Annotated in this window: 20 protein-coding genes; 9 read left to right on the top strand and 11 right to left on the bottom strand. The window is 62.4% G+C overall.

What is annotated here, in order from left to right; genetic code table 11:
* Positions 1 to 6: 6 nt before the first annotated feature.
* The 5 genes from ACGYKA_RS13785 to ACGYKA_RS13765 all read right to left on the bottom strand — a co-directional run bounded on the left by ACGYKA_RS13785 (position 7) and on the right by ACGYKA_RS13765 (position 5,147).
* On the bottom strand, positions 7 to 2,994 hold the full coding sequence (locus ACGYKA_RS13785; RefSeq protein WP_394439049.1) for a formate dehydrogenase subunit alpha: 2,988 nt from the start codon (positions 2,992 to 2,994) through the stop codon (positions 7 to 9).
* Positions 2,995 to 3,095: 101 nt separating this feature from the next.
* Positions 3,096 to 3,308, bottom strand: a complete 213-nt coding sequence (locus ACGYKA_RS13780; RefSeq protein ID WP_067266573.1) for a twin-arginine translocation pathway signal protein — start codon at positions 3,306 to 3,308, stop codon at positions 3,096 to 3,098.
* A gap of 65 nt (positions 3,309 to 3,373) precedes the next feature.
* Positions 3,374 to 3,982, bottom strand: coding sequence for a molecular chaperone (locus ACGYKA_RS13775; RefSeq protein WP_394413063.1), 609 nt, complete (start codon positions 3,980 to 3,982; stop codon positions 3,374 to 3,376).
* On the bottom strand, positions 3,979 to 4,611 hold the full coding sequence (locus tag ACGYKA_RS13770; RefSeq protein WP_394413061.1) for a DUF3306 domain-containing protein: 633 nt from the start codon (positions 4,609 to 4,611) through the stop codon (positions 3,979 to 3,981). Before ACGYKA_RS13770 ends, ACGYKA_RS13775 begins: the two co-directional genes overlap by 4 nt.
* Positions 4,608 to 5,147 (bottom strand): DUF3305 domain-containing protein, encoded by a 540-nt coding sequence (locus ACGYKA_RS13765; RefSeq protein ID WP_067266595.1) that lies wholly within the window; start codon positions 5,145 to 5,147, stop codon positions 4,608 to 4,610. Before ACGYKA_RS13765 ends, ACGYKA_RS13770 begins: the two co-directional genes overlap by 4 nt.
* A gap of 370 nt (positions 5,148 to 5,517) precedes the next feature.
* Here ACGYKA_RS13765 and ACGYKA_RS13760 point away from each other — a divergent pair, with 370 nt between their 5' ends.
* The 5 genes from ACGYKA_RS13760 to ACGYKA_RS13740 are packed head-to-tail and all read left to right on the top strand — an operon-like array spanning position 5,518 to position 9,982.
* Positions 5,518 to 7,482: a 4Fe-4S binding protein gene (locus tag ACGYKA_RS13760; RefSeq protein WP_394413059.1), complete on the top strand. Its 1,965-nt coding sequence runs from the start codon at positions 5,518 to 5,520 to the stop codon at positions 7,480 to 7,482.
* A gap of 25 nt (positions 7,483 to 7,507) precedes the next feature.
* Positions 7,508 to 7,711 carry a DUF6494 family protein gene (locus ACGYKA_RS13755; RefSeq protein WP_394413057.1) on the top strand — a complete coding sequence of 68 codons (204 nt, stop codon included), beginning with the start codon at positions 7,508 to 7,510 and terminating at the stop codon, positions 7,709 to 7,711.
* A gap of 5 nt (positions 7,712 to 7,716) precedes the next feature.
* Positions 7,717 to 8,787, top strand: coding sequence for a P-loop NTPase (locus ACGYKA_RS13750; RefSeq protein ID WP_394413054.1), 1,071 nt, complete (start codon positions 7,717 to 7,719; stop codon positions 8,785 to 8,787).
* Positions 8,784 to 9,500 carry a DUF4444 domain-containing protein gene (locus ACGYKA_RS13745; RefSeq protein WP_394413051.1) on the top strand — a complete coding sequence of 239 codons (717 nt, stop codon included), beginning with the start codon at positions 8,784 to 8,786 and terminating at the stop codon, positions 9,498 to 9,500. Before ACGYKA_RS13750 ends, ACGYKA_RS13745 begins: the two co-directional genes overlap by 4 nt.
* A complete protein-coding gene (locus ACGYKA_RS13740) occupies positions 9,497 to 9,982 on the top strand; it encodes a DUF6505 family protein (RefSeq protein WP_394413048.1) in 486 nt (161 codons plus the stop codon). The genes ACGYKA_RS13745 and ACGYKA_RS13740 overlap by 4 nt, the downstream gene beginning before the upstream one ends.
* A gap of 42 nt (positions 9,983 to 10,024) precedes the next feature.
* Here the strand turns inward: ACGYKA_RS13740 and ACGYKA_RS13735 are convergent, their stop codons facing one another.
* From ACGYKA_RS13735 to ACGYKA_RS13725, 3 genes are read right to left on the bottom strand one after another with little or no spacing between them, the layout of a single operon-like run.
* On the bottom strand, positions 10,025 to 10,837 hold the full coding sequence (locus ACGYKA_RS13735) for a substrate-binding domain-containing protein (protein WP_394413045.1): 813 nt from the start codon (positions 10,835 to 10,837) through the stop codon (positions 10,025 to 10,027).
* Positions 10,834 to 11,547 (bottom strand): ATP-binding cassette domain-containing protein, encoded by a 714-nt coding sequence (locus ACGYKA_RS13730; RefSeq protein WP_394413042.1) that lies wholly within the window; start codon positions 11,545 to 11,547, stop codon positions 10,834 to 10,836. Before ACGYKA_RS13730 ends, ACGYKA_RS13735 begins: the two co-directional genes overlap by 4 nt.
* Positions 11,544 to 12,248 (bottom strand): ABC transporter permease, encoded by a 705-nt coding sequence (locus ACGYKA_RS13725; protein WP_271690280.1) that lies wholly within the window; start codon positions 12,246 to 12,248, stop codon positions 11,544 to 11,546. Before ACGYKA_RS13725 ends, ACGYKA_RS13730 begins: the two co-directional genes overlap by 4 nt.
* 452 nt (positions 12,249 to 12,700) lie before the next feature.
* On the opposite strand from ACGYKA_RS13725, the gene repA reads away from it, so the two are divergent.
* The 4 genes from repA to ACGYKA_RS13705 all read left to right on the top strand — a co-directional run bounded on the left by repA (position 12,701) and on the right by ACGYKA_RS13705 (position 18,320).
* Positions 12,701 to 13,876, top strand: coding sequence for a plasmid partitioning protein RepA (gene repA, locus ACGYKA_RS13720; RefSeq protein ID WP_394413039.1), 1,176 nt, complete (start codon positions 12,701 to 12,703; stop codon positions 13,874 to 13,876).
* The gene (gene repB / locus ACGYKA_RS13715) at positions 13,876 to 14,871 is read left to right on the top strand and encodes a plasmid partitioning protein RepB (RefSeq protein WP_394413221.1); all 996 of its coding nucleotides are present in this window, start codon (positions 13,876 to 13,878) and stop codon (positions 14,869 to 14,871) included. The genes repA and repB overlap by 1 nt, the downstream gene beginning before the upstream one ends.
* 178 nt (positions 14,872 to 15,049) lie before the next feature.
* On the top strand, positions 15,050 to 16,201 hold the full coding sequence (gene repC / locus ACGYKA_RS13710; protein ID WP_394413036.1) for a plasmid replication protein RepC: 1,152 nt from the start codon (positions 15,050 to 15,052) through the stop codon (positions 16,199 to 16,201).
* Between the two features lie 142 nt (positions 16,202 to 16,343).
* A complete protein-coding gene (locus tag ACGYKA_RS13705) occupies positions 16,344 to 18,320 on the top strand; it encodes a cache domain-containing protein (protein ID WP_394413033.1) in 1,977 nt (658 codons plus the stop codon).
* 21 nt (positions 18,321 to 18,341) lie between these two features.
* Here the strand turns inward: ACGYKA_RS13705 and ACGYKA_RS13700 are convergent, their stop codons facing one another.
* From ACGYKA_RS13700 to ACGYKA_RS13690, 3 genes are all read right to left on the bottom strand, one after another.
* The gene (locus tag ACGYKA_RS13700; RefSeq protein WP_394413030.1) at positions 18,342 to 19,394 is read right to left on the bottom strand and encodes a M42 family metallopeptidase; all 1,053 of its coding nucleotides are present in this window, start codon (positions 19,392 to 19,394) and stop codon (positions 18,342 to 18,344) included.
* 94 nt (positions 19,395 to 19,488) lie between these two features.
* Positions 19,489 to 20,802, bottom strand: a complete 1,314-nt coding sequence (locus ACGYKA_RS13695) for a TRAP transporter large permease (protein WP_271690274.1) — start codon at positions 20,800 to 20,802, stop codon at positions 19,489 to 19,491.
* On the bottom strand, positions 20,799 to 21,302 hold the full coding sequence (locus tag ACGYKA_RS13690; protein WP_067266537.1) for a TRAP transporter small permease: 504 nt from the start codon (positions 21,300 to 21,302) through the stop codon (positions 20,799 to 20,801). The genes ACGYKA_RS13695 and ACGYKA_RS13690 overlap by 4 nt, the downstream gene beginning before the upstream one ends.
* Positions 21,303 to 21,316: the final 14 nt, after the last annotated feature.

Genomic DNA, 21,316 nt, shown 5'->3' with positions numbered 1-21,316 from the left:
GTCTCCTTACGCTGGCATGATCTTGCAGAGAGTCGCTTTGGTCTCCTGCATTTGCGTGACTGAATCGTAGCCGTAGGTCTGCACGGTGTTGGTGCTTTCGCCCAGCACGATCGGGTCGGCCCCATCGGGGTATTTGTCCCGCAGGCTGACGCCGCCCATGTGCCCGCCGAAGTGGAAGGGCATGAAGGCCACGCCCTCGCCCACCCGTTCGGTCACCATCGCCATCACCTTGATCTTGCCGCCCTCCGGGCCTTCGACCCAGACATCGGACCCGTCGCGCACACCAAGATTGTTGGCGTCACGGGTATTGATCTCGATGAACATGTTCTGTTGCAGCTCGGCCAGCCATGGGTTCGACCGGGTCTCATCCCCGCCGCCCTCATATTCGACCAGACGGCCAGAGGTGAGGATGATCGGGAATTCCTGCGAGAAGTCGTTCTTTTGGATCGACGCATAGAGCGTCGGCACCCGCCAGAAGGTCTTGTCGTCATAGGTCGGATAATCCGCCACCAGATCACGCCGGTTGGAATAAAGCGGCTCGCGGTGTTTCGGCACCGGATCGGGGAAGGTCCAGACCACGCAGCGCGCCTTGGCGTTGCCGAATGGGGCGCAGCCATGCGCGATCGCCACCCGCTGGATGCCGCCCGACAGGTCGGTCTTCCAGTTGATGCCGCCGACTTGGGCCACATAATCGGAATCGATCTCACCCTGCTGCGAGGTTTCGCCGACTTCTGCTTGCCCGTCATCCGCGTTTTGTGGCGCTTCGTAGCCGGCGACGGCTTCGATGATGCGACGCTCATCCGCTGTCAGATCACTGTCCCAACCCAAGTCAATCAGCATCTGCATGGTGAATTCGGGATAGCCGTCCTTGATCTCGGACCCTTTGGAATAGACGCCCTCGGCCAGCAGGTTCTCACCATCACGCTCCACACCGAAACGGGCGCGGAAGGTCAGACCGCCATCTGCCACCGGCAGCGACATGTCATAAAGGTTCGCCGTGCCCGGGTGCTTCATCTCGGGCGTGCCCCAGCAGGGCCACGGCATGCCGTAGTAATCGCCATCCGCCGGGCCACCAACGGCACGCAGGGTGGTTTTGTCGAAAGTATGCTGGTTCTGCATGTGCATCTTCATCCGCTCGGGCGACTGCCCGGTGTAGCCGATGGTCCACATGCCCTTGTTGAACTCGCGCGTCAGGTCTTCGATGAGCGGCTCTTCACCATTCACCTCGATGTTGCGGAACATGCGATCTTCAAAGCCGAACTTCTTGGCGAACTTATAGAGGATCGTGTGGTCGGGCAGGCTCTCAAACAGCGGCTCCACGACCTTCTCGCGCCACTGGAGCGAGCGGTTGGATGCGGTGACCGAGCCAGAGGTTTCAAACTGCGTACAGGCCGGCAGAAGATAGGTGTCTTCGGTGCGGTCATGCAGAACGGCGGAAACGGTGGGGTATGGGTCGACCACGACCAAGAGGTCGAGTTTCTCCATCGCCGTTTTCATCTCGCCCTGACGGGTTTGCGAGTTCGGCGCGTGGCCCCAGAGCACAATCGCTTTGGTGTTGTCGGGCTGTTCGAGGTTCTCACGATCCTCAAGCACGCCGTCGATCCAACGCGATACCGGGATGCCGGTGAGGTTGATCATGCGCTGCTCTTCGCCTGCGCCATCGGTCCAAGCGGCGAAACGGCTCTGGATCCATTCAAGATCCTCGCCCCAAACGCGCGCCCAATGCGCCCAAGAGCCATCGGACAGACCGTAGTAGCCCGGCAGCGTATCGGCCAGAACGCCAAGGTCGGTGGCACCCTGCACGTTGTCGTGGCCGCGGAAGATGTTGGTGCCGCCGCCCGCGGTGCCCATGTTGCCAAGGGCCAGCTGCAGGATGCAGTAGGCGCGGGTGTTGTTGTTGCCGTTGGTGTGCTGCGTGCCACCCATGCACCAGATCACGGTGCCGGGACGGTGGTTGGCCAGCGTGCGCGCGACGCGCTCAAGCTGGGAGCCGGGCACGCCGGTGACGCGCTCGACCTCGTCCGGGGTCCAGTTGGCGACTTCCTTGCGGATCTCATCCATGCCCCAAACGCGGGTGCGGATGAATTCCTCATCCTCCCAGCCGTTCTCGAAGATGTGGTAGAGGATGCCCCAGACCAGCGCCACGTCCGAGCCGGGACGCATGCGCACATATTCGTCGGCATGGGCCGCGGTGCGGGTGAAACGCGGATCGCAGACGATGAGCGGCGCGTTGTTTTCCTCTTTCGCCTTCAGCACGTGCTGAAGCGAAACGGGGTGCGCCTCGGCAGGGTTGCCGCCGATAATGAAGATCGCACGCGACTTGTGGATGTCGTTGTAGCTGTTGGTCATGGCGCCGTAGCCCCATGTGTTCGCCACGCCCGCCACGGTGGTGGAGTGGCAGATCCGCGCCTGGTGGTCGACGTTGTTGGTGCCCCAGTAGGCCGCGAACTTGCGGAACAGATAGGCCTGTTCGTTGGAGTGTTTCGCCGAGCCCAGCCAATAGACCGAATCCGGGCCGGAGGTGTCGCGGATCGACAGCATCTTGTCGCCGATCTCATTGATCGCCTGATCCCAAGAAATCCGCTGCCATTCGCCGCCGACCTTTTTCATCGGGTACTTCAGGCGGCGTTCGCCATGGGCGTGCTCACGGACCGAAGCACCCTTGGCGCAATGCGCACCGAGGTTGAAGGGGCTGTCCCAACCGGGTTCCTGACCCAGCCAAACACCGTCCGACACTTCGGCGATGACGGTACAACCGACCGAGCAATGGGTGCAGACGGATTTCTTGACTTCCATCTTGCCGCTGACGGCGGCGGTGGCGGCGCTGGCCTGTTGCACGCTGCCCGCGGTGCCCGCGATTGCGGCAAGCCCACCGATGGCAAGTCCCGAGCCGCGCAGGAACGCGCGCCGGTCAATACCGCTGCGCGCCACATCGGACAAGATGCCTGTCCGCTGCGCAGACCGCGCGACCCCATTGGTCTTTTTCCTCAACATATCTTCACTCCCTATGCGCGGGCTGGCCCCGCCTGAGGTGGCTATTGAACGGCGGGCGTTGTCGCCCTGCCAATTTTCGGGGCCGCGCCCCGGTTATCTGGTCAGAACCGCGCAGCGGCGTAATAGGCGCGCGTGTGTTCGGTGTCTTGGATACGGTCCGAGGACAGGTCGGGCGCCTTGGCCGCTTCGGCCTCGGTCCCGGTGGTGGCCACGGCGACGGCGGCCAAAGGCGCGGCGCTGCCCGCGAATTTCAGGAAGTCGCGCCGATCCTTGCGAACGGCTGTGTCGGTGGATCCCTCTGGCTTGCGTGTCATCTTCTCTCTCCTGTTACGTCTTTGGTTCAGGGGCGTGCGGCCCCGCCTGTCTCATCCTGCTTGGTCTAGTCGTCGTTGCTCAGCCGGAAGGCTTCGGCCTCGATCTGCATGAAGGCGCGGCCGATCTTGCCCACCGGGGCGTAAAAAACCGAGTTTTTCGCGCCTTCGAGGTCGGCAAAGAAATGCCCGGCCCAAGGCGCGATATGCCGGTTAAAGAATGTCTTTTGCTGCGCCACCGTGGCGGGGGCCGAGAAACGGCCTGCGATCATCGCGCCCATCATCTCCATCAATGAGGCGATGTTGTCTTCGGGCTCGAACACATTCGCTGCACGCTCCAACCCGCGCGCGACCATGTCCTGGCGCAGTGCCGCCAGCGGCTTTTCGTTAAGAAAGCCGGTGAGGTAGAAGCTGGCATAGGGCAACAGTTCGCCCCGCCCCAAACCGATAAAGAGCCGGTTAAACTCGCTCTCCGCGCCCAAGGGTTTGGTCTTGCCCGCCAGTTTGGAGAGCGCTTTGAACCCCTGCCCCAATTCGCTGTCGTCGCCCGACAGAGCGGCACATTGATCCAGCAGGATCTGATCCGGCGGGCCGGAAAGGATGAGCCCCATGAAGTTGTAGAGGTCCGCGCGTAGGCGGTCTTCTTCGGGCAGGGGCGTCGCGGCCAATTGGGTCATGCGCTGCTACCTTCCATGTCCTGTGCCAGATCGCTGGCGAAGTGAAACCGCATGCGGCGGTGGGTCGGCGCAGGTTGCGCCTCGGCGTCTTCTTCGGGGGTCACCGTCTGCGCCTCGTAAGGTGCGTCTTGAGCCAGAGCCGTTTCGGTCCGCCGCGGGCCCGGCACGACGACATCATGGGTCGGTGCCAGCGCGGGCGCTTCTGCCGCAACCGCCTCTTCCGGCGCGTCGCCCTCGGCGGTCAGCACCTCTTCGACCTTCGCGACCATGCCCCGGCCAACTTTGTAGATCGTGTTGACCGGCTTTCCAGCGGTGGCTGCCGCTGTGTAATCGTCGTCATAGTCGTTCAACCCGTCAAGGCAGGCCAGCACCGGGTTGGTTTTCCAAAAGCTGCGCAGCGCACGGGTCTTGAGCCGTTGCGGCAGTTGCGCCTTGAGAAAGGCGCGCAGCTGTTCGCCGCTCACCAGATCCTCGGGCGCGGGCAGGTCGAACTCGGCCAGCAGATCATCATCGCTGCGCTCAGCCAGCGCGGCCTCTTCGGCGGCGGCTGCGCGGGCTTCATGGAGGCGCGCTTCTGTCTCCGCCTCGGCGGCGACGGCGGCGCGGCGCTTTTGCCAGAAACCGCTCATGCCAGACGCTTTCGTTTCAACGCGGGCGAGGCGTAGATGTCAGCGGGCTTTTCGATGCGCGGGTCGCCGATACCGTCTTGCTTGCGATCGGTGCGCAGACGATCCCGGCGGCGTTTGACGAAGGCTTCCTCTTGATGGAACTCTTCGACGAATTCCTGCACCCATGCGATCAACCCCGGCGTCATCGCGACCTTTTCCACGACCTCTTCGGCGCTGTCGCAATAGTCCTGCGCCTCATAGGGCGAGGCCGTGACGAGGGCGAGTTTGAAGGGTCGGTCCGTCGCGCCGGGAATGGGGCGCATCACGACATAGACACATGGCACATCCGCGCCCAGCCCGTGCACATAGGCCTCAGTCTCGGCGCCGTGGAGCTCCAGCTTGAGGGTCGCGGCGTGGTATTCGACAGTCTCACCCTCGCGGCGCAGCTCACGCCAATCCGCTTTTTCAGCACCGGGCAGCACGGCGGTCGCTTTCCAGCTCCACTTGGCCCAACGGGTCACACCCGGCGCGCGCCGCAGCACAATGCCCAAGGGCATCGTCCGATACATTGTCGGGTTGTGAATCAAGTCGCTCCTCCGTTTCGAAGACCTTCGCCGGAAAGCCCGGTCCGGGGGAAGCGCTAATCCGCGCCGAGGCCCGAAAAACCCGGCTTTCGAGACAAGATGGCCCGCCGGTTCTGCCCGTCAATGGCGCCCCGGCCTATTTGTCTAACTTGAGTATTTTGATCGGAAAACAGTCGAATTGCCGATATCGAATCACCCGAGCCGTAAGGAGCCGCGCCGCCCCGCCGATCGCCCCTGTCGCGGCGCGAATTTCGGTTGTAGGGGGTGGCAAATCCCGTCTAGCTTGGGGCCTCAGCCGCCGCCGGAGAGGCCGCGGATTGACGGGCGAGATAAGGGAAAATTCATGGCCAAGACATTGATAACATGCGATTGCGCAGGGTCGCAGCGTATCGATTCCGATGCATTGGCCGAACGTACAGGTTTGGCGATCACCCCCCCCTGTTCGGCCCTCTGCACCACCCAGATCGACCGCGCGGCCAAGGCGCTCACCGCGGGCGATGCGATTTTATGCTGCACCCAAGAAGAGCGGGTCTTTACCGAATTGGCCGAGGAATTGGGCCTGCCCCCTGCCCCCCTCTTGGACCTGCGCGACCGGGCCGGATGGTCCGATGACCCCCGGGACAAACTACCCAAAATGTCCGCCCTCGCGACGGAAGCGCTGTTGGACGTTCCGGCTGAGAAAACCATCGACGTCGCCTCGGAAGGTCTTTGCCTGATCGTCGGGCGTGGCCCCGCGGCTCTGGAAGCGGCAGCGCAACTGAAGGACCACCTCAGCGTCACGCTGTTGATGGACGACGCGGTGACCGAGGCCGAGGACAACCTGCCAGAGGTTCGCGATTTTGACCTAATCTCCGGCAAGCTGCGCCGCGCCAAGGGCGCGCTTGGCCAGTTCGAGGTGGTGATCGACGCGCTGCGGCAGGTCGATCCGCGGGGCCGTGGCCCGCTGACCTGGACCGAACCGCGCGACGGCGCGCGCAGCCAGTGCGACATCATCCTCGACCTGCGCGGCGAAACTCCGCTTTTCCCCGCGCATGAGAAACGCGAAGGCTACCTGCGCGCCGATCCGGGCCATCCGGCGGGCGTGGCCGCCGCCGTGCTGGCCGCCTCGCATCTCACCGGCACCTTCGAACAACCGCTCTACGTGCGCACCGAGCCGCTGCTCTGCGCCCATTCCCGCGCCGGGCAGACCGGCTGCACTGCCTGCCTCGACCTCTGCCCCACCGGCGCGATCACGCCCGACGGCGATCACGTCACCGTTGATCCGATGATCTGCGCGGGCTGCGGCGCCTGTTCCTCGGCCTGCCCCTCGGGCGCGATCAGCTATGACGCACCGCCCGTCGATTTCACCATGCGCCGGGTGCAGACCCTCGCGCAGGCCTACCTCAAAGCGGGTGGTGACGCGCCGCGCCTGCTGGTCCACGACGCCCACGGGGCCGAGATGATCCGCCTCGCCGCGCGCCATGGCCGCGGACTGCCCGCCGACGTCATCCCGATGGAACTCGACGCGCTCGCCGCCTTCGGCCATGCTGAGGCGCTCGCCGCCCTTGCCGCCGGTTTCGCCCATGTCTCGCTGCTGCTCGGCCCCAAGGCCGACCGTGACGCCATCGAGACCCAGACCGCGCTGGCCCGCGCCATCGCGGGCGAGGCGCGCATGTCCCTGATCGACACGCCCGACCCCGAGGCGCTGACCGACATCCTCTACGACGGCGCGGCCCCTGCCCCCGTCGGCCAGCCGGTGCGCCCCATGGGCAGCCGCCGCCAGATCGCCCGCCAATCCGCGCGTGCGCTGAACCCCGAGGCGGAGGTGCTGGACCTGCCCGCCGGTGCTCCTTACGGCGCCGTGCTCGTGGACAAAGACGCCTGCACGCTCTGCCTCTCCTGCGTCTCGCTCTGCCCCTCGGGGGCCTTGGGCGACAACCCGGACCTGCCGCAGCTGCGCTTTCAGGAGGACGCTTGCCTGCAATGCGGCCTTTGCGCCAATGTTTGCCCCGAGGATGCTATCGCGCTCGCGCCGCGGCTCGACCTGACCGAGGCGGCGTTGAGCCAGCGTGTGCTGAACGAGGAGGAACCCTTCGCCTGCGTGGAATGCGGCAGCCTCTTCGGCGTGAAATCCACCGTCGAGCGGATCACCGACAAGCTGCGCAGCCATTCAATGTTTGCCGACGAGGCCAAGCTGCGGATGATCCAGATGTGCGATGACTGCCGCATCAACGCGCAGTATCATAGCACAAACAATCCGATGACGGGCGCCGAGCGGCCCCGCCCCCGCACCACCGACGATTACCTCTCCAAACGGCGCGACCACTAGGCCGCCCCCAACACAGGAGCCATCCATGAGCGAAGACTTCAACATGTCAATGCGCAAGTTTCTCAAGCAGGTCGGCGTGACCTCGCAACAGGCCATCGAGAAGGCCATGCGCGAGCATGACACGAGCGGCAAGAATTTCCCGGTCAAGGCCGTGATCTCGATCCCGGAACTCGGTCTCGAACATACTATCGACGGCACCATCGCCGGCGCGGACAAGGGCGAGGCATAAGCGACGTGACTGCCAGCAGAGACGCGGTCCTGACCGCCTTGAAGACCGTGACCGATCCGGCCACGGGCACCGACATCGTGGCCAGCGGCGTGATGCGCGCGCTCAACGTGGACGCCGCGGGCGCGGTGCGTTTCGTGATGGAAATCCCGCCCGCGCAGGCCAAGGCCTATGAGGAAGCCAAGGCCCTTGCCGAAGCGGCGTTGGCGCAGGTCGAGGGGGTCTCGAAAGTCTCCATCGTGTTGACCGGCCATAGTGAGAAGGCCCCGCCGCCCGATCTCAAGCCGCAGCGCAAGGCGGAGCCTACGGGCCCGCAGAAAATCCCCGGTGTCGATCGCATCATCGCCGTCGCTTCTGGCAAAGGCGGCGTGGGTAAATCCACCGTTTCCGCGAACCTCGCCTGCGCGCTCGCGGCCCAAGGCCGACGCGTGGGGCTCCTGGATGCCGATGTCTACGGCCCCAGCCAACCGCGGATGCTCGGCGTCTCGGGCCGTCCGGCCTCGCCCGATGGCAAGACCATCCTGCCGATGCGCAACCACGGCGTCACCATGATGTCGATCGGGCTCATGACGAACGAGGATCAGGCCGTGGTCTGGCGCGGGCCGATGCTGATGGGCGCGCTGCAGCAGATGATGACGCAGGTGCAATGGGGCGCGCTCGACGTGCTGATCGTGGACCTGCCGCCGGGCACCGGCGACGTGCAGATGACGCTGGCGCAAAAGGCGCAGGTCGACGGCGCGGTGATCGTCTCTACCCCGCAGGATGTGGCCCTGATCGACGCCCGTAAGGGCATCGACATGTTCAACCAACTCAAGGTGCCGATCCTCGGCATGATCGAGAACATGTCGACGCATGTCTGCTCGAACTGCGGCCACGAAGAGCATGTCTTCGGCCACGGCGGTGTCGCCTCCGAGGCCGAGAAATGGGGCGTGCCGCTTCTGGCCGAAGTGCCGCTCGATCTGCAGATCCGCCTCGCCTCCGACGGCGGTGCGCCGATCACCGTGAGCCAGCCCGACAGCAAGCAGGCCGCGGCATTCCACACCATCGCCAAGCAGCTTGTGGACGCCGGCGCGGCATGAGCGATGGACTGTCCTTCCCGCCGCTGATGTCGGGCGAGGCGGTGACGGGTGACGCCCTTGGCGCCGCCTGCGCCCGCGCGGCCGAGGGCTGCGACGCGGGGCTGATTTGCTACCGGTTGGGCGAGACGGAGATCGAGGCCGCGCTGGTCTTCGCCCCCGAGGTGCCGCTGGCGCGCGCCGTGACGATGCTGCCGCTCTGCGGCGTCGGATTTCAAAACGCCCTCGGCGCGCTGTCGCCGCCCGAGGTGGCGGTTCAGCTGGACTGGGACGGCGGCATTCGCCTCAACGGCGCTTCCTGTGGCCGTTTTCGCATGGTAGCATCCACGAGTGACGCTCAGGCGGTGCCCGACTGGCTCGTCGTGGGCTTCACCCTGCCGCTCTACCCTGAAGACGATCCCGAGATGACCCGGACCGGCCTCACCCCCGATCAAACCGCGCTCTATGCCGAAGGCTGCGCCGAGATCCAGCCCCCTGCCCTCGTGGAATCCTGGGCGCGGCACAGCTTGCATTGGATCAACCGCTGGGAGGACCTCGGCCCGAAAGCGCTGCACAGTGAATGGCGCGGGTTGGTCTTCGACCTCGACACACAGGTGACCGTACAGGGCCAAAGCGGTACATTCATCGGTGTCGACGAGAATTTCGGCATGTTACTGCGGGACAAAGAGACCACCCGTCTCATCCCGGTCACCACCCTATTGGAGCCCGCCCCATGACCCTCAAACTCGCCCGCGCGATCCATTTCGACGAAAGCGACCGCAACGTCTTCGCCTCCCCCGCCCGCACCGGCGAATGGTGCATCTCGGGCGGGTTCGAGTTCTCGGACTGGACCGAGGGTGATCTTACCGGCAAGGCACGGCAAGCTTTCGCCAACGGCTGGCTGGGGCTGGAGACCTTTGGGCGCGTCACCTTCGTCGCTGTCACCCAGATCGAAGAGGCCGAGGTCGAGGCGCTCACCGCCCTTCTGGCGCCGCATTTCGTGACCTACTACGGCGCGCCCTCTGTCGATGCCGCGCGCCCCGTGGCGAAAGAGGAACTGGCGCAGATGGTCGACCTCTGCGCCGATCACGCGCCCAACTGCCTGCTCACCGTGGCGCGCGAGTTGACCGAGGCGGGCGTGCGCGAAAGCTTTCGCATGATCCAGCCGCAGGACGCAGGGCTCGAGCAATTCGCGATCCACGGCGACCTGCCCGAATGAACCACCCGCGCCCCGGCTGGCGCGGATCGTCTCTAACAAAGGCTATTCAGCCTCTGCCGCGTTGAAGACAAAGAGCGTCTCACCGTTGATCTTGTAGTCATTGATCAAGGTTTTCGCGCGGTCTGATGTCAGCCAATCCTCCAACTTCAAGGCCAGTTCGTTTTTCACATGGCCATGCATTTCAGGGTTCACCGGCAGATAGGCATATTGGTTAAACAGAACCGGATCGCCCGCGTAGAGCAGCGCCAGATCGCCCTTATTGCCGAAGTTCAGCCAGCTCGCGCGGTCCGACATGACATAGGCGGGCATCCCCGACGCGGTGTTGAGCGCGGCGCCCATGCCCGCACCGACAGCATTGTACCAATCTCCGAATGCCGCCGGGTCAAGGCCCGCTTCGACCCAGAGGGACAGTTCCTTCTTATGGGTGCCGCTGTCGTCCCCCCGGCTCACGAAGGCAGATTCCGCCTCGGCGATTGCGCCCAATGCTGCCGTGGCCGCCTCTGACCCTTCGATGCCCGCCGGATCGTCTTTCGGCCCGATGAAGACGAAATCGTTATACATGATCTCGGTCCGGTGGCTGCCAAAGCCGCCTTCGACAAAGGCTTCTTCCGCCTTGCGCGAATGAACGAGGATCGCATCCACGTCGCCCGCCTCGCCCAGTTTGATCGCTTGGCCGGTGCCGACGACCAGCAGTTGCACGTCCAGATCAAGGTCCGCCGCGATCTCCGGAAGGAGCACGTCGGCAAGGCCCGAGTTGTTGAACGAGGTGGTCACCGCCATCTTCATCACATCCGCGGCCTGCGCGGCACTGCTCATCGCCAGCGCGGAAATTGCGCCGATCATCCAATGTTTCATTCTACGATATCTCCTCTTAGAAATGCCTGAGCCTCTGCGGTCTCAGGTTGGTTGAAAAACACATTTGCGGGACCGGCCTCATGCAGACGGCCCCCCAGCAGAAACAAAACGTCATCGGCCAAACGGCGGGCTTGGCCAAGGTCATGTGTCGATAGGATCAGCCGCGTGCCGGTCGATTTCGCCGATTGCAAAATCGCCTCGATCTCTCGCGTCGCGCGCCCGTCCAATGCGGCACAGGGCTCATCCAGAAACAGCAATTTGGGTTTGCAGATCAGTGCACGGGCAAGGGCCAGCTTTTGCTGCTCACCGCCCGAGAGCACCGGGGCCGCGCGGCCCAAAAGCGGCTCTAACCCGACGCGGTTGGCCCATTCCTCGGCTTCTTTTCGCGCGTGGGCCTTTGACACGCCGCGCAGACGCAAGGGGTAGATGAGGTTCTCAAACACCGTCCGCCGCAGCATGACCGGGCGCTGAAAGACAAATGCTTGGTGATGCCGCGCCTCCTCGGTCGAGCAAGCCCACTCGATCTCTCCCGCCGAGAGCCTTGCGGTGCCGTGCAGCAATTGCAACAGCGTGGTCTTCCCCGCCCCGTTCGGCCCCATCACAACCGTAGCGCCCTGCCCGTCCAGCGTCAGAGCAATTGGCCCCACCAGCCGCTGCCCCCGCCTGCGGCTTTCGATCGCTTTGGCCTGCATTGGGAAAAGCTGCGTCACCACCGGCCCTCCCGCTCCGTCCGGCCCAGCCAATGGATGGCGAGGTTCACCGCCACCGCAAGCCCGATCAGCACAAACCCAAGGGCGAGCGCCAAGGCGAACTCCCCCTTCCCGGTTTCAAGCGCGATTGCCGTGGTCAACACGCGCGTCGCATGGTCGATGTTGCCGCCGACGATCATGATCGCTCCGACCTCGCCAATCGCGCGGCCAAACCCCGCAAGTGCCGCAGTCAGCAACGCGCGGCGCGAGTCCCAGAGCAGGGTGCGTATCTTCTGGCCCTGCGTGACATTCATCGAAATCAGAAGGTCATGATATTCCTGCCAAAGCTCACGGATCGACTGATGCGCAATGGAAGCGATGAGCGGCACGATAATGATCACTTGGGCGATGATCATCGCCGTGGGCGTGAAGAGCAGCCCAAACACCCCAAGCGGTCCGGAGCGGGAGAGAACCACATAGACGATCAGCCCCACTACGACCGGCGGCAGCCCCATGAGCGCGTTCAATATGGCAATGACCAACCGCCTTGCGCGGAACCGTTTGACGGCGACTAAGGCCGCGAGGGGTAGCGCGATCAGGCAGGCGACAGCCAAAGCAGAGAGGGTGACACGAAGGGACCGGCCGGCGATCTCCACCAACTCGGCATCGAAGGTAAAGACAAGCCAAAAGGCCTGCGTGATACCGCTCCAAATATCGACCATCTCGCGGAGGCCTCCCCCGATTAGGAGCCCGCGGCCCCATCGCCCGCGCAGAGTGTCAGGACTATCATTCGGACGCCAGAGCCTGTCGGCGTGAAAATACCTAGGAAGACAGGCTGACTTTGATTTTACCTCGCTCAGAAGAACAGAAGGTCAAGTTGACCCACCTGTGATTCCCGCGAAAGGAAGGATGTGGCTCGAATAAGGGGGAGCGGACGCGCGCGTGGGGTTAACTCGTGGTTGGCGAGGGCCTGTTGCCGCAAGAATAATTTTATTATTTATTTACAGTCATTTCTGTCGAGTGGGACATTCTATCTTTGCGTTTGGCCCAGATAATTAATGCCGCCTTGCCCTCTCCTTCCGCAAGAATCTATTGCAAGCTTCGCTCCAATCGCATTAAGTAACGGAAACAAAAGCGCTACCGAATAATAGCGTTACTGAGAGCGAGGGCAGATGTGACGGACACGGTACACATCAATACACGGATCCGCCGTAATGCGGAAACGCTTTCCGAGGCGTTGGAAAGTCACATGCTGAAGGTCTTTGCGCCCGACGCGCGCAAGGAGTTGCGCCGGTTCTCCGCAGGGGAAGCGGCTGAATTGCTTGGCATTTCCACGAGCTTCCTTCGCAAACTCCACTTCGATAATAAGATCGTCGATGTCCAGACCAGCCCCGGCGGGAGGCGGCACTACAGTGCGGACGATCTGCTCTCGATCCGGCGGACATTGGAATCCACCGCTAAATCCCGCGGCGCCTATCAACGCGGTCGTCGTGAGGGAGACAAACTTCAAGTATTGTCCTTTTTGAACTTCAAGGGCGGTAGCGGCAAAACCACGAGCGCGATCCACGCGGCACAGCGGTTGGCCCTCAAAGGCTACCGCGTGCTCTGTGTCGATATCGACCCTCAAGCGTCTCTAACAACTCTGTTTGGCTATCGGCCGGAGTATGATTTCCTGAATTCTGGCACCATTTACGATGCGATCCGCTATGATGATCCCGTCCCCTTGGCCGATGTGATCCAAAACACCTTCTTTACGGGTATTGATCTTGCCCCCGGCGGATTGATGCTACAGGAGTTCGAGCACGAAACGCCTCAGGCACTGCTCAACAACACGCAGCCCCCGTTTTTCGCGCGTTTGGCGACCTCCTTGCAGGATGTAGAGCAGAATTACGACGTGGTGATCTTCGATTGTCCACCGCAATTGGGCTATCTGACCATGTCGGCGCTCTGCGCCTCGACGGGTGTGTTGATCACAGTGGTTCCGAATATGCTCGACGTCGCATCCATGTCGCAATTCCTACAGATGAGTGCCGATCTGCTTGATGTCGTCTCTAATGCAGGGGCGAGCATGGAGTTCGACTTCCTGCGCTTCCTTATCAACCGTTATGAGCCGAATGATGGGCCACAACAGCAGGTTCTATCCTTCTTGCGGCAACTCTTTGACGAGGAAGTCATGGTGGCCTCGATGCTGAAATCCACTGCGATTTCTGACGCGGGGCTGACCCATCAGACCATTTATGAGGTGGACAGGTCGCAGTTTCATCGGACGACCTATGACCGCGCGGTGGATTCACTTAATCTTGTGAATGATGAGATCGAAAGCATGATCCAGAAAGCATGGGGGCGGTAATGGCACGTAAAGGTATTCTATCATCCGCTCCGACGAAACCTCTAAAGACGGAGCCGCCGAAAACGCCCGCGTTAGAGCCGAATAAGAGCCGGAGCAAGCCTAGCGTCATGCCCCGCGGGGCTGTTGGGGCGCTTCAGTCGTCGTTGAACCGGATGCAAGAGAATGCAGTTCAAGAATTGGACGGCAGTCTGATTGATATGGCCGGCGTCGAAGACCGCTTAGGGACTGATACGCAGGCTCAGAAACAGCTTCACGATAGTCTGAAGACCTATGGCCAGCAGGTCCCGGTTCTGGTTCGGCCGCATCCGGAAACCCCGGGCCGGTTCGAAATTGTCTACGGGCGGCGGCGACTTCAGGCTCTGAAAGCGCTTGGGATGCCGGTTAAAGCGATGGTGCGTCAATTGGATGACCACGCTTTGGTAATGGCGCAGGGCCAAGAGAACACGGCCCGTCAGGATCTCTCTTTCATCGAAAAAGCCAGTTTTGCGGCGCAACTCGATGCGGGGGGCCATGACCGGCAGACAATCGCTGATGCGCTTTCGATCGACCTGCCAATGGTCAGCCGGATGCTCAAGGTCGGCCATGCGTTCGATCTGCCCTTTTTGCGTCAGATCGGGTCGGCGCCATCCATCGGGCGTGATCGCTGGATGGCGCTGGTCAAATTGTTTGAACAACCGGGCGCGAAAGAACGGGCAGTAAAACGAATGGCGCGGCCCGATTGGGAAAGGTTCACTTCGGATGAACGGTTTGAGGCGATTTTCGCCGAGGCTTTGACGACCCCTGAAAAGTCTGCCGACTCCCCTGCCCCATCGGCCAAACCCCGCACGCTGCGGAGCCGAGATGGCAAAGCGCTCGCGGACATTCGCAGCGGCAAGCGTGGTGTCACGGTCACCGTGCCCGCCCGCGCAGCGCAGGGTTTTGATAAATGGCTCGACGCACATGCAGAAGAGCTTTTGCAGGAGATTCACGACCGCTGGCAGAAGACCCGCGCGTGAGACATTGAGGAAGTAGCAACAGGAGGCACATCCAAGACCACAAAAGAAAAGCCCCCCAGGATAAATCCCGGAAGGCCCTTCTCAAACTTTGCACCTTCGAGATAGCCCCAAAGATTTATCGATGTCAACTCTACCCGATGGGATAGGGCCGGTATTTTGTTGTCTTTCGTGATTTTAGATGGAAAACACGTTCCGAACTGCGTTCGGGCGGCCGAAATCGGCTACCCAAGTGGAATGCGAGGGGCCGGACAAATGGGCTTTGCTCGACCGGCTGACAACCGCGGCAGAGGCCTTCGATCTGTCGCACCGCACTCTCACCGTATTGAAGGCTTTGCTGAGTTTCCTACCAAGCCGGCATATTCCGGATGGTGCGGCGGGCATTGTATTTGCCTCAAACGCCCGGCTCTCTGAACGGCTTCACGGTATGCCGGAGAGCACTCTAAGGCGGCATCTGGCGCAGTTGGTCCGCGTGGGCCTGATTGCGCGACATGATAGCCCCAACCGAAAGCGTTTTGCACGAAACCAGGGGGGTGCAATTGCGCTGGCCTTTGGGTTTGATCTCGCCCCTCTTGTGGTTCAGGCAACGATGATTGAGACGGCAGCTCAAGCAGCCGAGGCAGAGCAGGAACGTTTGCAGGCGCTGAGGGACCGCGTGCTGGTCCTCCGCCATGCGCTGATCAGGAAGGGTTGCGGCGAGGGATTGGCTGATGAGACGGGCCGGGTTCTGCGGCGCAAACCGGATGAAATGGCGTTGTCTGAACTTGAGGAGGCGCTCCGTGTAGCACTTGAAAATGCCTGTGGAGAAGAACCTGTGGGCGAAACAGCACCCGTCCCCCCTGCCCCGCTCACGGACCAAATGAGCGCCAACGACGGTGAAAATGAGCGGCACATACAGGATTCAGATAAATCCTATTTTGACTCTGAAGAGCGCGGCCAAGGCAATAAGAACCCGCGTACGGCTGACAAAGCCGAACCTGATTATTCTGAGAAAGAAGAAGGCGTATCATTCGCGGATGTTGTGGATGCCTGCACAGAGGCTCGCAGCTTTTTCCCGGATGCGATGGGAAACTGGGGAGACCTTGTGCGGATCGGAGACCGGATTGCACCGATGCTGGGGATTGACCCGCCTGTGTTAAATGAGGCAAAACGAGACATGGGCGCGGAGAGCGCTGCGGTCACGGTGCTGTGCTTGCTTGAGAAAGCCGCGACGATCCGTAGCCCCGGAGCTTATCTAAGGCGTTTGACGCAGATGGCCCGAAATGGTGCGTTTTCCCTTGGTCCGATGGTCTCAGCCTTGGCAAATAGGCAAAATTGTCAGCTGGCAATTTGAAAACAATAGGTTTTACAGTGACTTAGATTAACTTGCGCCTGGCAATTTGAGAAACTGGGCCTTCTATCGGGCAAAATCCCTCCATATGCTTCACCCTCCTCGGCTCACCGGCTAACTTAGGTGAAGCTCTCCGGGAAAACCCATGACCTCTGTCCGCCTCCGCCTGCTTATCCTCGCGCTCACACCGCTCATTGTGCTGATGCCGCTTCTGTTGGTTCTGGGCATGTCACGTTGGACGGCGGATTATGACGAAGTCCTCATCGCGAACGTTGAAAGCGAATTAAGGATCGCCAACCAGTATCTAGCCCGGTTGTTGGCGCAGACGGGGAATGAGTTGGACGCCGTCGCCGGGTCCGTCGAATTCGCCCAGCAGGTTGATAGCCCGGCGCCAGAACAGGCGGCTTTCTTTGCCGAGATACAGGACCGGCTGGGATTGGATTTTCTGCAATTCCTCCCTATTGAGGCCGCCATCGAAGACGGAGAGGATTGGCCGGTGATCGCCCGCGCCGCGCGGGGCCAGAGCGGCGCGGAGATCGACGTATTTAGCAACGCACGGCTGACAAGATTGAACGACGCCCTCGCGCTCCGCGCGCAGGTGCCGGTGATCGATACGCCCGCCGCCGTCCCCACGGACCGAAAGATCGAAGACCGCGGCATGGTGGTTCACGCTGCGAGCCCGGTTGATTTGGACGGACGGCAAGGGGTCTTGGTGGGCGGGATGCTGTTGAATCGCAACCTCGACTTTATCGATACGATCAATGACCTCGTCTATCTCAACGCGGTGACCGGTGGGGACAGGCAGGGCACGGCGACGCTTTTCCTAGATGACCTGCGCATCTCGACCAATGTGCGTCTTTTCGAAGATGTGCGCGCCCTCGGCACCCGGGTCTCGGCAGAGGTGCGGGAGGCCGTGTTGATTGAGGGGCGCACTTGGCTCGACCGGGCCTTCGTGGTGAACGATTGGTACATCTCTGGCTACCAGCCGATCACGGATAGTTTTGGCGAACGGGTGGGGATGCTTTACGTCGGCTTCCTCGAAGCACCCTTTGCGCAGGCGAAGCGGGAGGCGTTCTGGTGGATGCTGGCTGCTTTCTTTGCCGTGCTTGCGCTGTCGGCGCCGGTGTTCCTTTGGCTGGCACGCGGTATTTTTTCGCCCCTCGAACGGATGACAAAAGTCATGCACCGGGTCGGCAAGGGGGAACTCTCGGCGCGGATCGGCGCGGTCCCCGCACGGGATGAGATAGGGGCAGTCGCGCATCACCTCGATTGGTTGCTGGAGCAGGTGCAGGAACGCGACCGGCAGTTGCGCAGCTGGAATGACGCGTTGAACCAGCGGGTCGATCAACGCACTGCCGAACTGCGGGAGGCGAACGAGAAGCTGGAGCAGACCTTCCGCCAATTGGTGATGAGCGAGAAGCTCGCCTCCATCGGTGAAATCACCGCGGGGGTGGCGCATGAAATCAACAACCCCGTCGCGGTCATCATGGGCAATGTCGATGTCATCCGGGAGACGCTTGGCGCGGATGCAGAACCGGTGGCCACGGAACTCGGCTTGATCGACCGGCAGCTGTCACGGATCGAGGTCATCGTCGGCAAATTGCTCAAGTTCGCCGCGCCATCCGAGTTTTCTGATTGTGAACATAATATTGCGCTGCGGCCCTTGGTGCAGGACTGTCTCGTGCTGGTCGATCACCTCATCAGCCGGGGCGGGATCGAGGTGCATTGCGATCTGTTTGAGGTGCCGCCAGTGCGCGCGGACTCCGGTGAGATTCAGCAGGTCGTGGTGAACCTTGTGGTCAATGCGGTGCAAGCGATGCAAGGGGCAGGGCAGCTGGTATTGTACCTTAGCCCTGAGGATCGCGATGGCGTGGCCGGTGTGGCGTTGTCGGTGCATGACAGCGGGCCGGGGGTGCCTGAGGCGTTGCTCGGCTCGCTTTTCGATCCCTTCTTTACCACCAAACCGGGGGAGGGAACGGGCTTGGGCCTGTCGATCTCTCAGACGCTGATCCAGCGGGCCGGCGGGATCATCACGGTCCGCAATCGGGCGGAAGGGGGCGCGGCCTTTACCGTTTGGCTGCCGCAAGCCCCCGAGGATGCGGGCCCCCCTGAACGCCCATGACGTTCAAGGGGGCAGGGGGCTTTAGGCTGCCTTGCCGTCAAAGCCCTCAAGATAGGCCACGAGGATGTCGAGTGCGGCTTGCAGGTCGCCTTTCGACACCATCTCGGTCACCGTGTGGATGTAGCGGGTGCCGACCACGATCCCCACGGCCCGCGCGCCAGCGGCGGCTTGCTGCGCCGCAGCACCGTCTTGCCCGCCTGCGGCAAGCATGGTGCGTTGGAAGGGGATGTCGCGGGCTTCGGCCAGCTTTTCGATGTCGCGCACGAGGTCCATATCGGCGATGAAGCTGCTGTCGCGGACGTGCAGGCCAAAGCCTTTACCGAGCCGCGTGGTCGAGAGGTGCTCGGGCACGCCGGGCGTGTCACAGGCCAGCGTCGTGTCGATGCCAAGGCCGATGTCGGGCTGCACCTTATAGGCCGCCGTGCGCGCGCCCCGCAGGCCAACTTCTTCCTGACAGGTGAAGGCCACATGAATCTCCGCGCCACGCCCCTTTTCGGCCAGCTTGCGGATCGCCTCGATCCCCAGCCAGCAGGCCACGCGGTTGTCGAGCGCTTTGGAGACGAACTGCTCACCCATCTCAAGGAATGGCTCGTCCATAACCACGAAGTCACCGACCTTGACGATCTCCTTCGCCTTCTCGCCCAGCCCGAGGTCGACGAAGAATTCCGAGACTTCGGGGATCTTCTTGCGGTCTTCGGGGGAGGAAATGTGAATGGGCTTGCCGCCGGGGTTCATCACGCCCTTCAGATCGCCCTGATCGGTGCAGACCAGCACCCGGCGCGAGAAGAGGTTGCGCGGATCGAAACCGCCGACGGGCTGGAGGTAGAGGAACCCGTCTTTCGACACATGGCTGACCAGAAAGCCGATCTCGTCCATATGGCAGAGCAGCATGATCTTGGGCGCCTTGCCATCGCCCGCCGTCGCATCCCGGCGGCAGAGGAGGGAGCCCATGGCGTCGGTCTCCACATGGTCAAACAGCCCTTCGATCTCACGGGTGATCAGATCGCGCACGCGGTGTTCGCGCCCCGGAACGCCGGGGGTTTCGCAAAGGTCTTTGAGTAGGTCGATGTTCATGCTGGCCTCATCCTTGGTGATTTGGCCGCACTATCGCGCCGCGCCTGCCGAAGTGCAAACAGGCGCGGCCCGATGAGGCTGAGAGGGCAGGGGGCTACATCTGACCCGGGAGGAACAGCACGAGCGCGGGGAAGACGAGCAGCAGGATCAGCCGCAGGATATCGACAAGCCAGAACGGGGTGACGCCGCGAAAGATCGTCCCGGTGGAAACATCGCCCACCACGCCTTTGAGGACGAAGACATTGAGGCCGACGGGCGGGGTGATCAGACTGATCTCGGTCACGACGACGACGATGATGCCGAACCACACCGGATCGAAGCCAAGGCTCGTGACCAGCGGGAAGAAGATCGGCACCGTCAGCAGCAGCATCGACATGCTCTCGAAAATGCAGCCGAGCGCGATGTAGATCAGAAGGATTAGACCCATCACCACCCAAGGCCCGAGGTCAAGCGCGGTCACGGAGGCCAGCAGCCCTTCGGGCAGCCCCGCGAGGTTCACGAAGTTGGAGAAGATCCACGCCCCGATCAACACCGAGAAGAGCGAGGCCGAGGTGAGCGTCGTCTCCTCCAGCACTTCACGCAGGCCGCGCCAGCTGAGCCCGCCGCGCGCCCAAGCGATGAGGAAGGCCCCCGCCGCCCCCATGCCCGCGGCCTCGGTCGGGGAGAAGGCGAGGTGGATCGGCCAGAAGTCCAAGACCCCATAGAGCCCGCCGATGACCAGCGCAAAAAGCGCCAGCACCGACCAGACGTGATTGAGCGCACGCAGCCGCTCCCCCCATGTGGCACGGGGGCCAGCGGGGCCGGCCTCGGGGTTCATGGCGACGGAAAAGCGCACCGCGCAGAGGTAGAGAAAGATGCCAAGCGCGCCCGGTACGATGCCCGCGATGAACAGCGCGCCGATCGAGGTCTCGGTCAGCAAGCCGTAGATCACGAGGATGACCGACGGCGGGATCAGGATGCCGAGCGTGCCCCCGGCGGCGATGGAGGCGGTCGAGAGGCTGTCGGAATAGCCGTATTTGCGCATCTCCGGCATGGCGACCTTGGACATCGTGGCGGCGGTGGCAAGCGATGAGCCGCAGATCGCCGCGAAGCCTCCGCAAGCGACGATGGTGGCCATCGCCAGACCGCCCCGGAAGTGGCCCAAAAAGGCGTTGGAGACTTGGTAAAGCTCGCGGCTGATCCCGCCTTTGTTGACGAAAAGCCCCATGAGGATGAAGAGCGGGATCACCGACAGCCCGTAGTCTTGGCTGGTGTCGATGATCAGCCGCGACACCATGGAGATCGATGCGCGGTAGCTGGTCTCATAGACCAGCCCGATCATCCCGACGAGGCCCATGGCAAAGGCAATCGGCAAGCGCAGCAAGACGAGGACGAAAACGGCGGCAAAGCCGATGGCAGAGGCGATCATGTGGCAGGGTCCAGAAGTTGCGGCGCAAAGAGGCGCAGAAGCCCGCGCAGGATCAGCACGACAGCGGTGAGATAGGTCATCACCGCGATGAACATGCCGATGTAGAAGGTCGGGATTTCAAGATATTCGGTCACGTCGCCATAGCTCAGCGCGCGGTAGGCGAGGTCGACGACCCGCCCTGCCGGAAACCACAACATCACCCCGCAGCCCAGTGTCACTAGCCCGTCGCGCCAGCGTTGCAGCCCCCAGTTTTCAAAGGGGCGGTCCAAAAGATCGGCGGCGATATGCCCCTCGCGGCCCGAGAGGACCGGCAGAGCAGAGAAAACGATCAGCGCGATGCCGATGCGGATCAGCTCCGTCGCGGCTTCGATGGGCGCGTTGAAGACCGACCGCATGATGACATCGGCAAAGGTCAGCACCATCAGCGCGAAGAGCGCGAGAGAGGCCATCGTCATCGGCAGGGCCGAGAGGGCGGTGGTTAGGCGGATTAAAGAGCGCATGGCGGTTCCCTGGC

Origin of the sequence: Sulfitobacter sp. 1A15106 (assembly GCF_043556995.1) — a bacterium.
Taxonomy (GTDB): Bacteria; Pseudomonadota; Alphaproteobacteria; order Rhodobacterales; family Rhodobacteraceae; genus Sulfitobacter; species Sulfitobacter faviae.
This window is presented reverse-complemented; position numbering and strand designations above follow the sequence as displayed.

Coding starts and splice junctions, on each gene's coding strand:
- ACGYKA_RS13785 (WP_394439049.1), bottom strand. CDS start 2,994: ATGTTGAGGAAAAAGACCAATGGGGTCGCGCGGTCTGCGCAGCGGACA.
- ACGYKA_RS13780 (WP_067266573.1), bottom strand. CDS start 3,308: ATGACACGCAAGCCAGAGGGATCCACCGACACAGCCGTTCGCAAGGAT.
- ACGYKA_RS13775 (WP_394413063.1), bottom strand. CDS start 3,982: ATGACCCAATTGGCCGCGACGCCCCTGCCCGAAGAAGACCGCCTACGC.
- ACGYKA_RS13770 (WP_394413061.1), bottom strand. CDS start 4,611: ATGAGCGGTTTCTGGCAAAAGCGCCGCGCCGCCGTCGCCGCCGAGGCG.
- ACGYKA_RS13765 (WP_067266595.1), bottom strand. CDS start 5,147: ATGCCCTTGGGCATTGTGCTGCGGCGCGCGCCGGGTGTGACCCGTTGG.
- ACGYKA_RS13760 (WP_394413059.1), top strand. CDS start 5,518: ATGGCCAAGACATTGATAACATGCGATTGCGCAGGGTCGCAGCGTATC.
- ACGYKA_RS13755 (WP_394413057.1), top strand. CDS start 7,508: ATGAGCGAAGACTTCAACATGTCAATGCGCAAGTTTCTCAAGCAGGTC.
- ACGYKA_RS13745 (WP_394413051.1), top strand. CDS start 8,784: ATGAGCGATGGACTGTCCTTCCCGCCGCTGATGTCGGGCGAGGCGGTG.
- ACGYKA_RS13740 (WP_394413048.1), top strand. CDS start 9,497: ATGACCCTCAAACTCGCCCGCGCGATCCATTTCGACGAAAGCGACCGC.
- ACGYKA_RS13735 (WP_394413045.1), bottom strand. CDS start 10,837: ATGAAACATTGGATGATCGGCGCAATTTCCGCGCTGGCGATGAGCAGT.
- ACGYKA_RS13725 (WP_271690280.1), bottom strand. CDS start 12,248: ATGGTCGATATTTGGAGCGGTATCACGCAGGCCTTTTGGCTTGTCTTT.
- repB (WP_394413221.1), top strand. CDS start 13,876: ATGGCACGTAAAGGTATTCTATCATCCGCTCCGACGAAACCTCTAAAG.
- repC (WP_394413036.1), top strand. CDS start 15,050: ATGGAAAACACGTTCCGAACTGCGTTCGGGCGGCCGAAATCGGCTACC.
- ACGYKA_RS13705 (WP_394413033.1), top strand. CDS start 16,344: ATGACCTCTGTCCGCCTCCGCCTGCTTATCCTCGCGCTCACACCGCTC.
- ACGYKA_RS13700 (WP_394413030.1), bottom strand. CDS start 19,394: ATGAACATCGACCTACTCAAAGACCTTTGCGAAACCCCCGGCGTTCCG.
- ACGYKA_RS13695 (WP_271690274.1), bottom strand. CDS start 20,802: ATGATCGCCTCTGCCATCGGCTTTGCCGCCGTTTTCGTCCTCGTCTTG.
- ACGYKA_RS13690 (WP_067266537.1), bottom strand. CDS start 21,302: ATGCGCTCTTTAATCCGCCTAACCACCGCCCTCTCGGCCCTGCCGATG.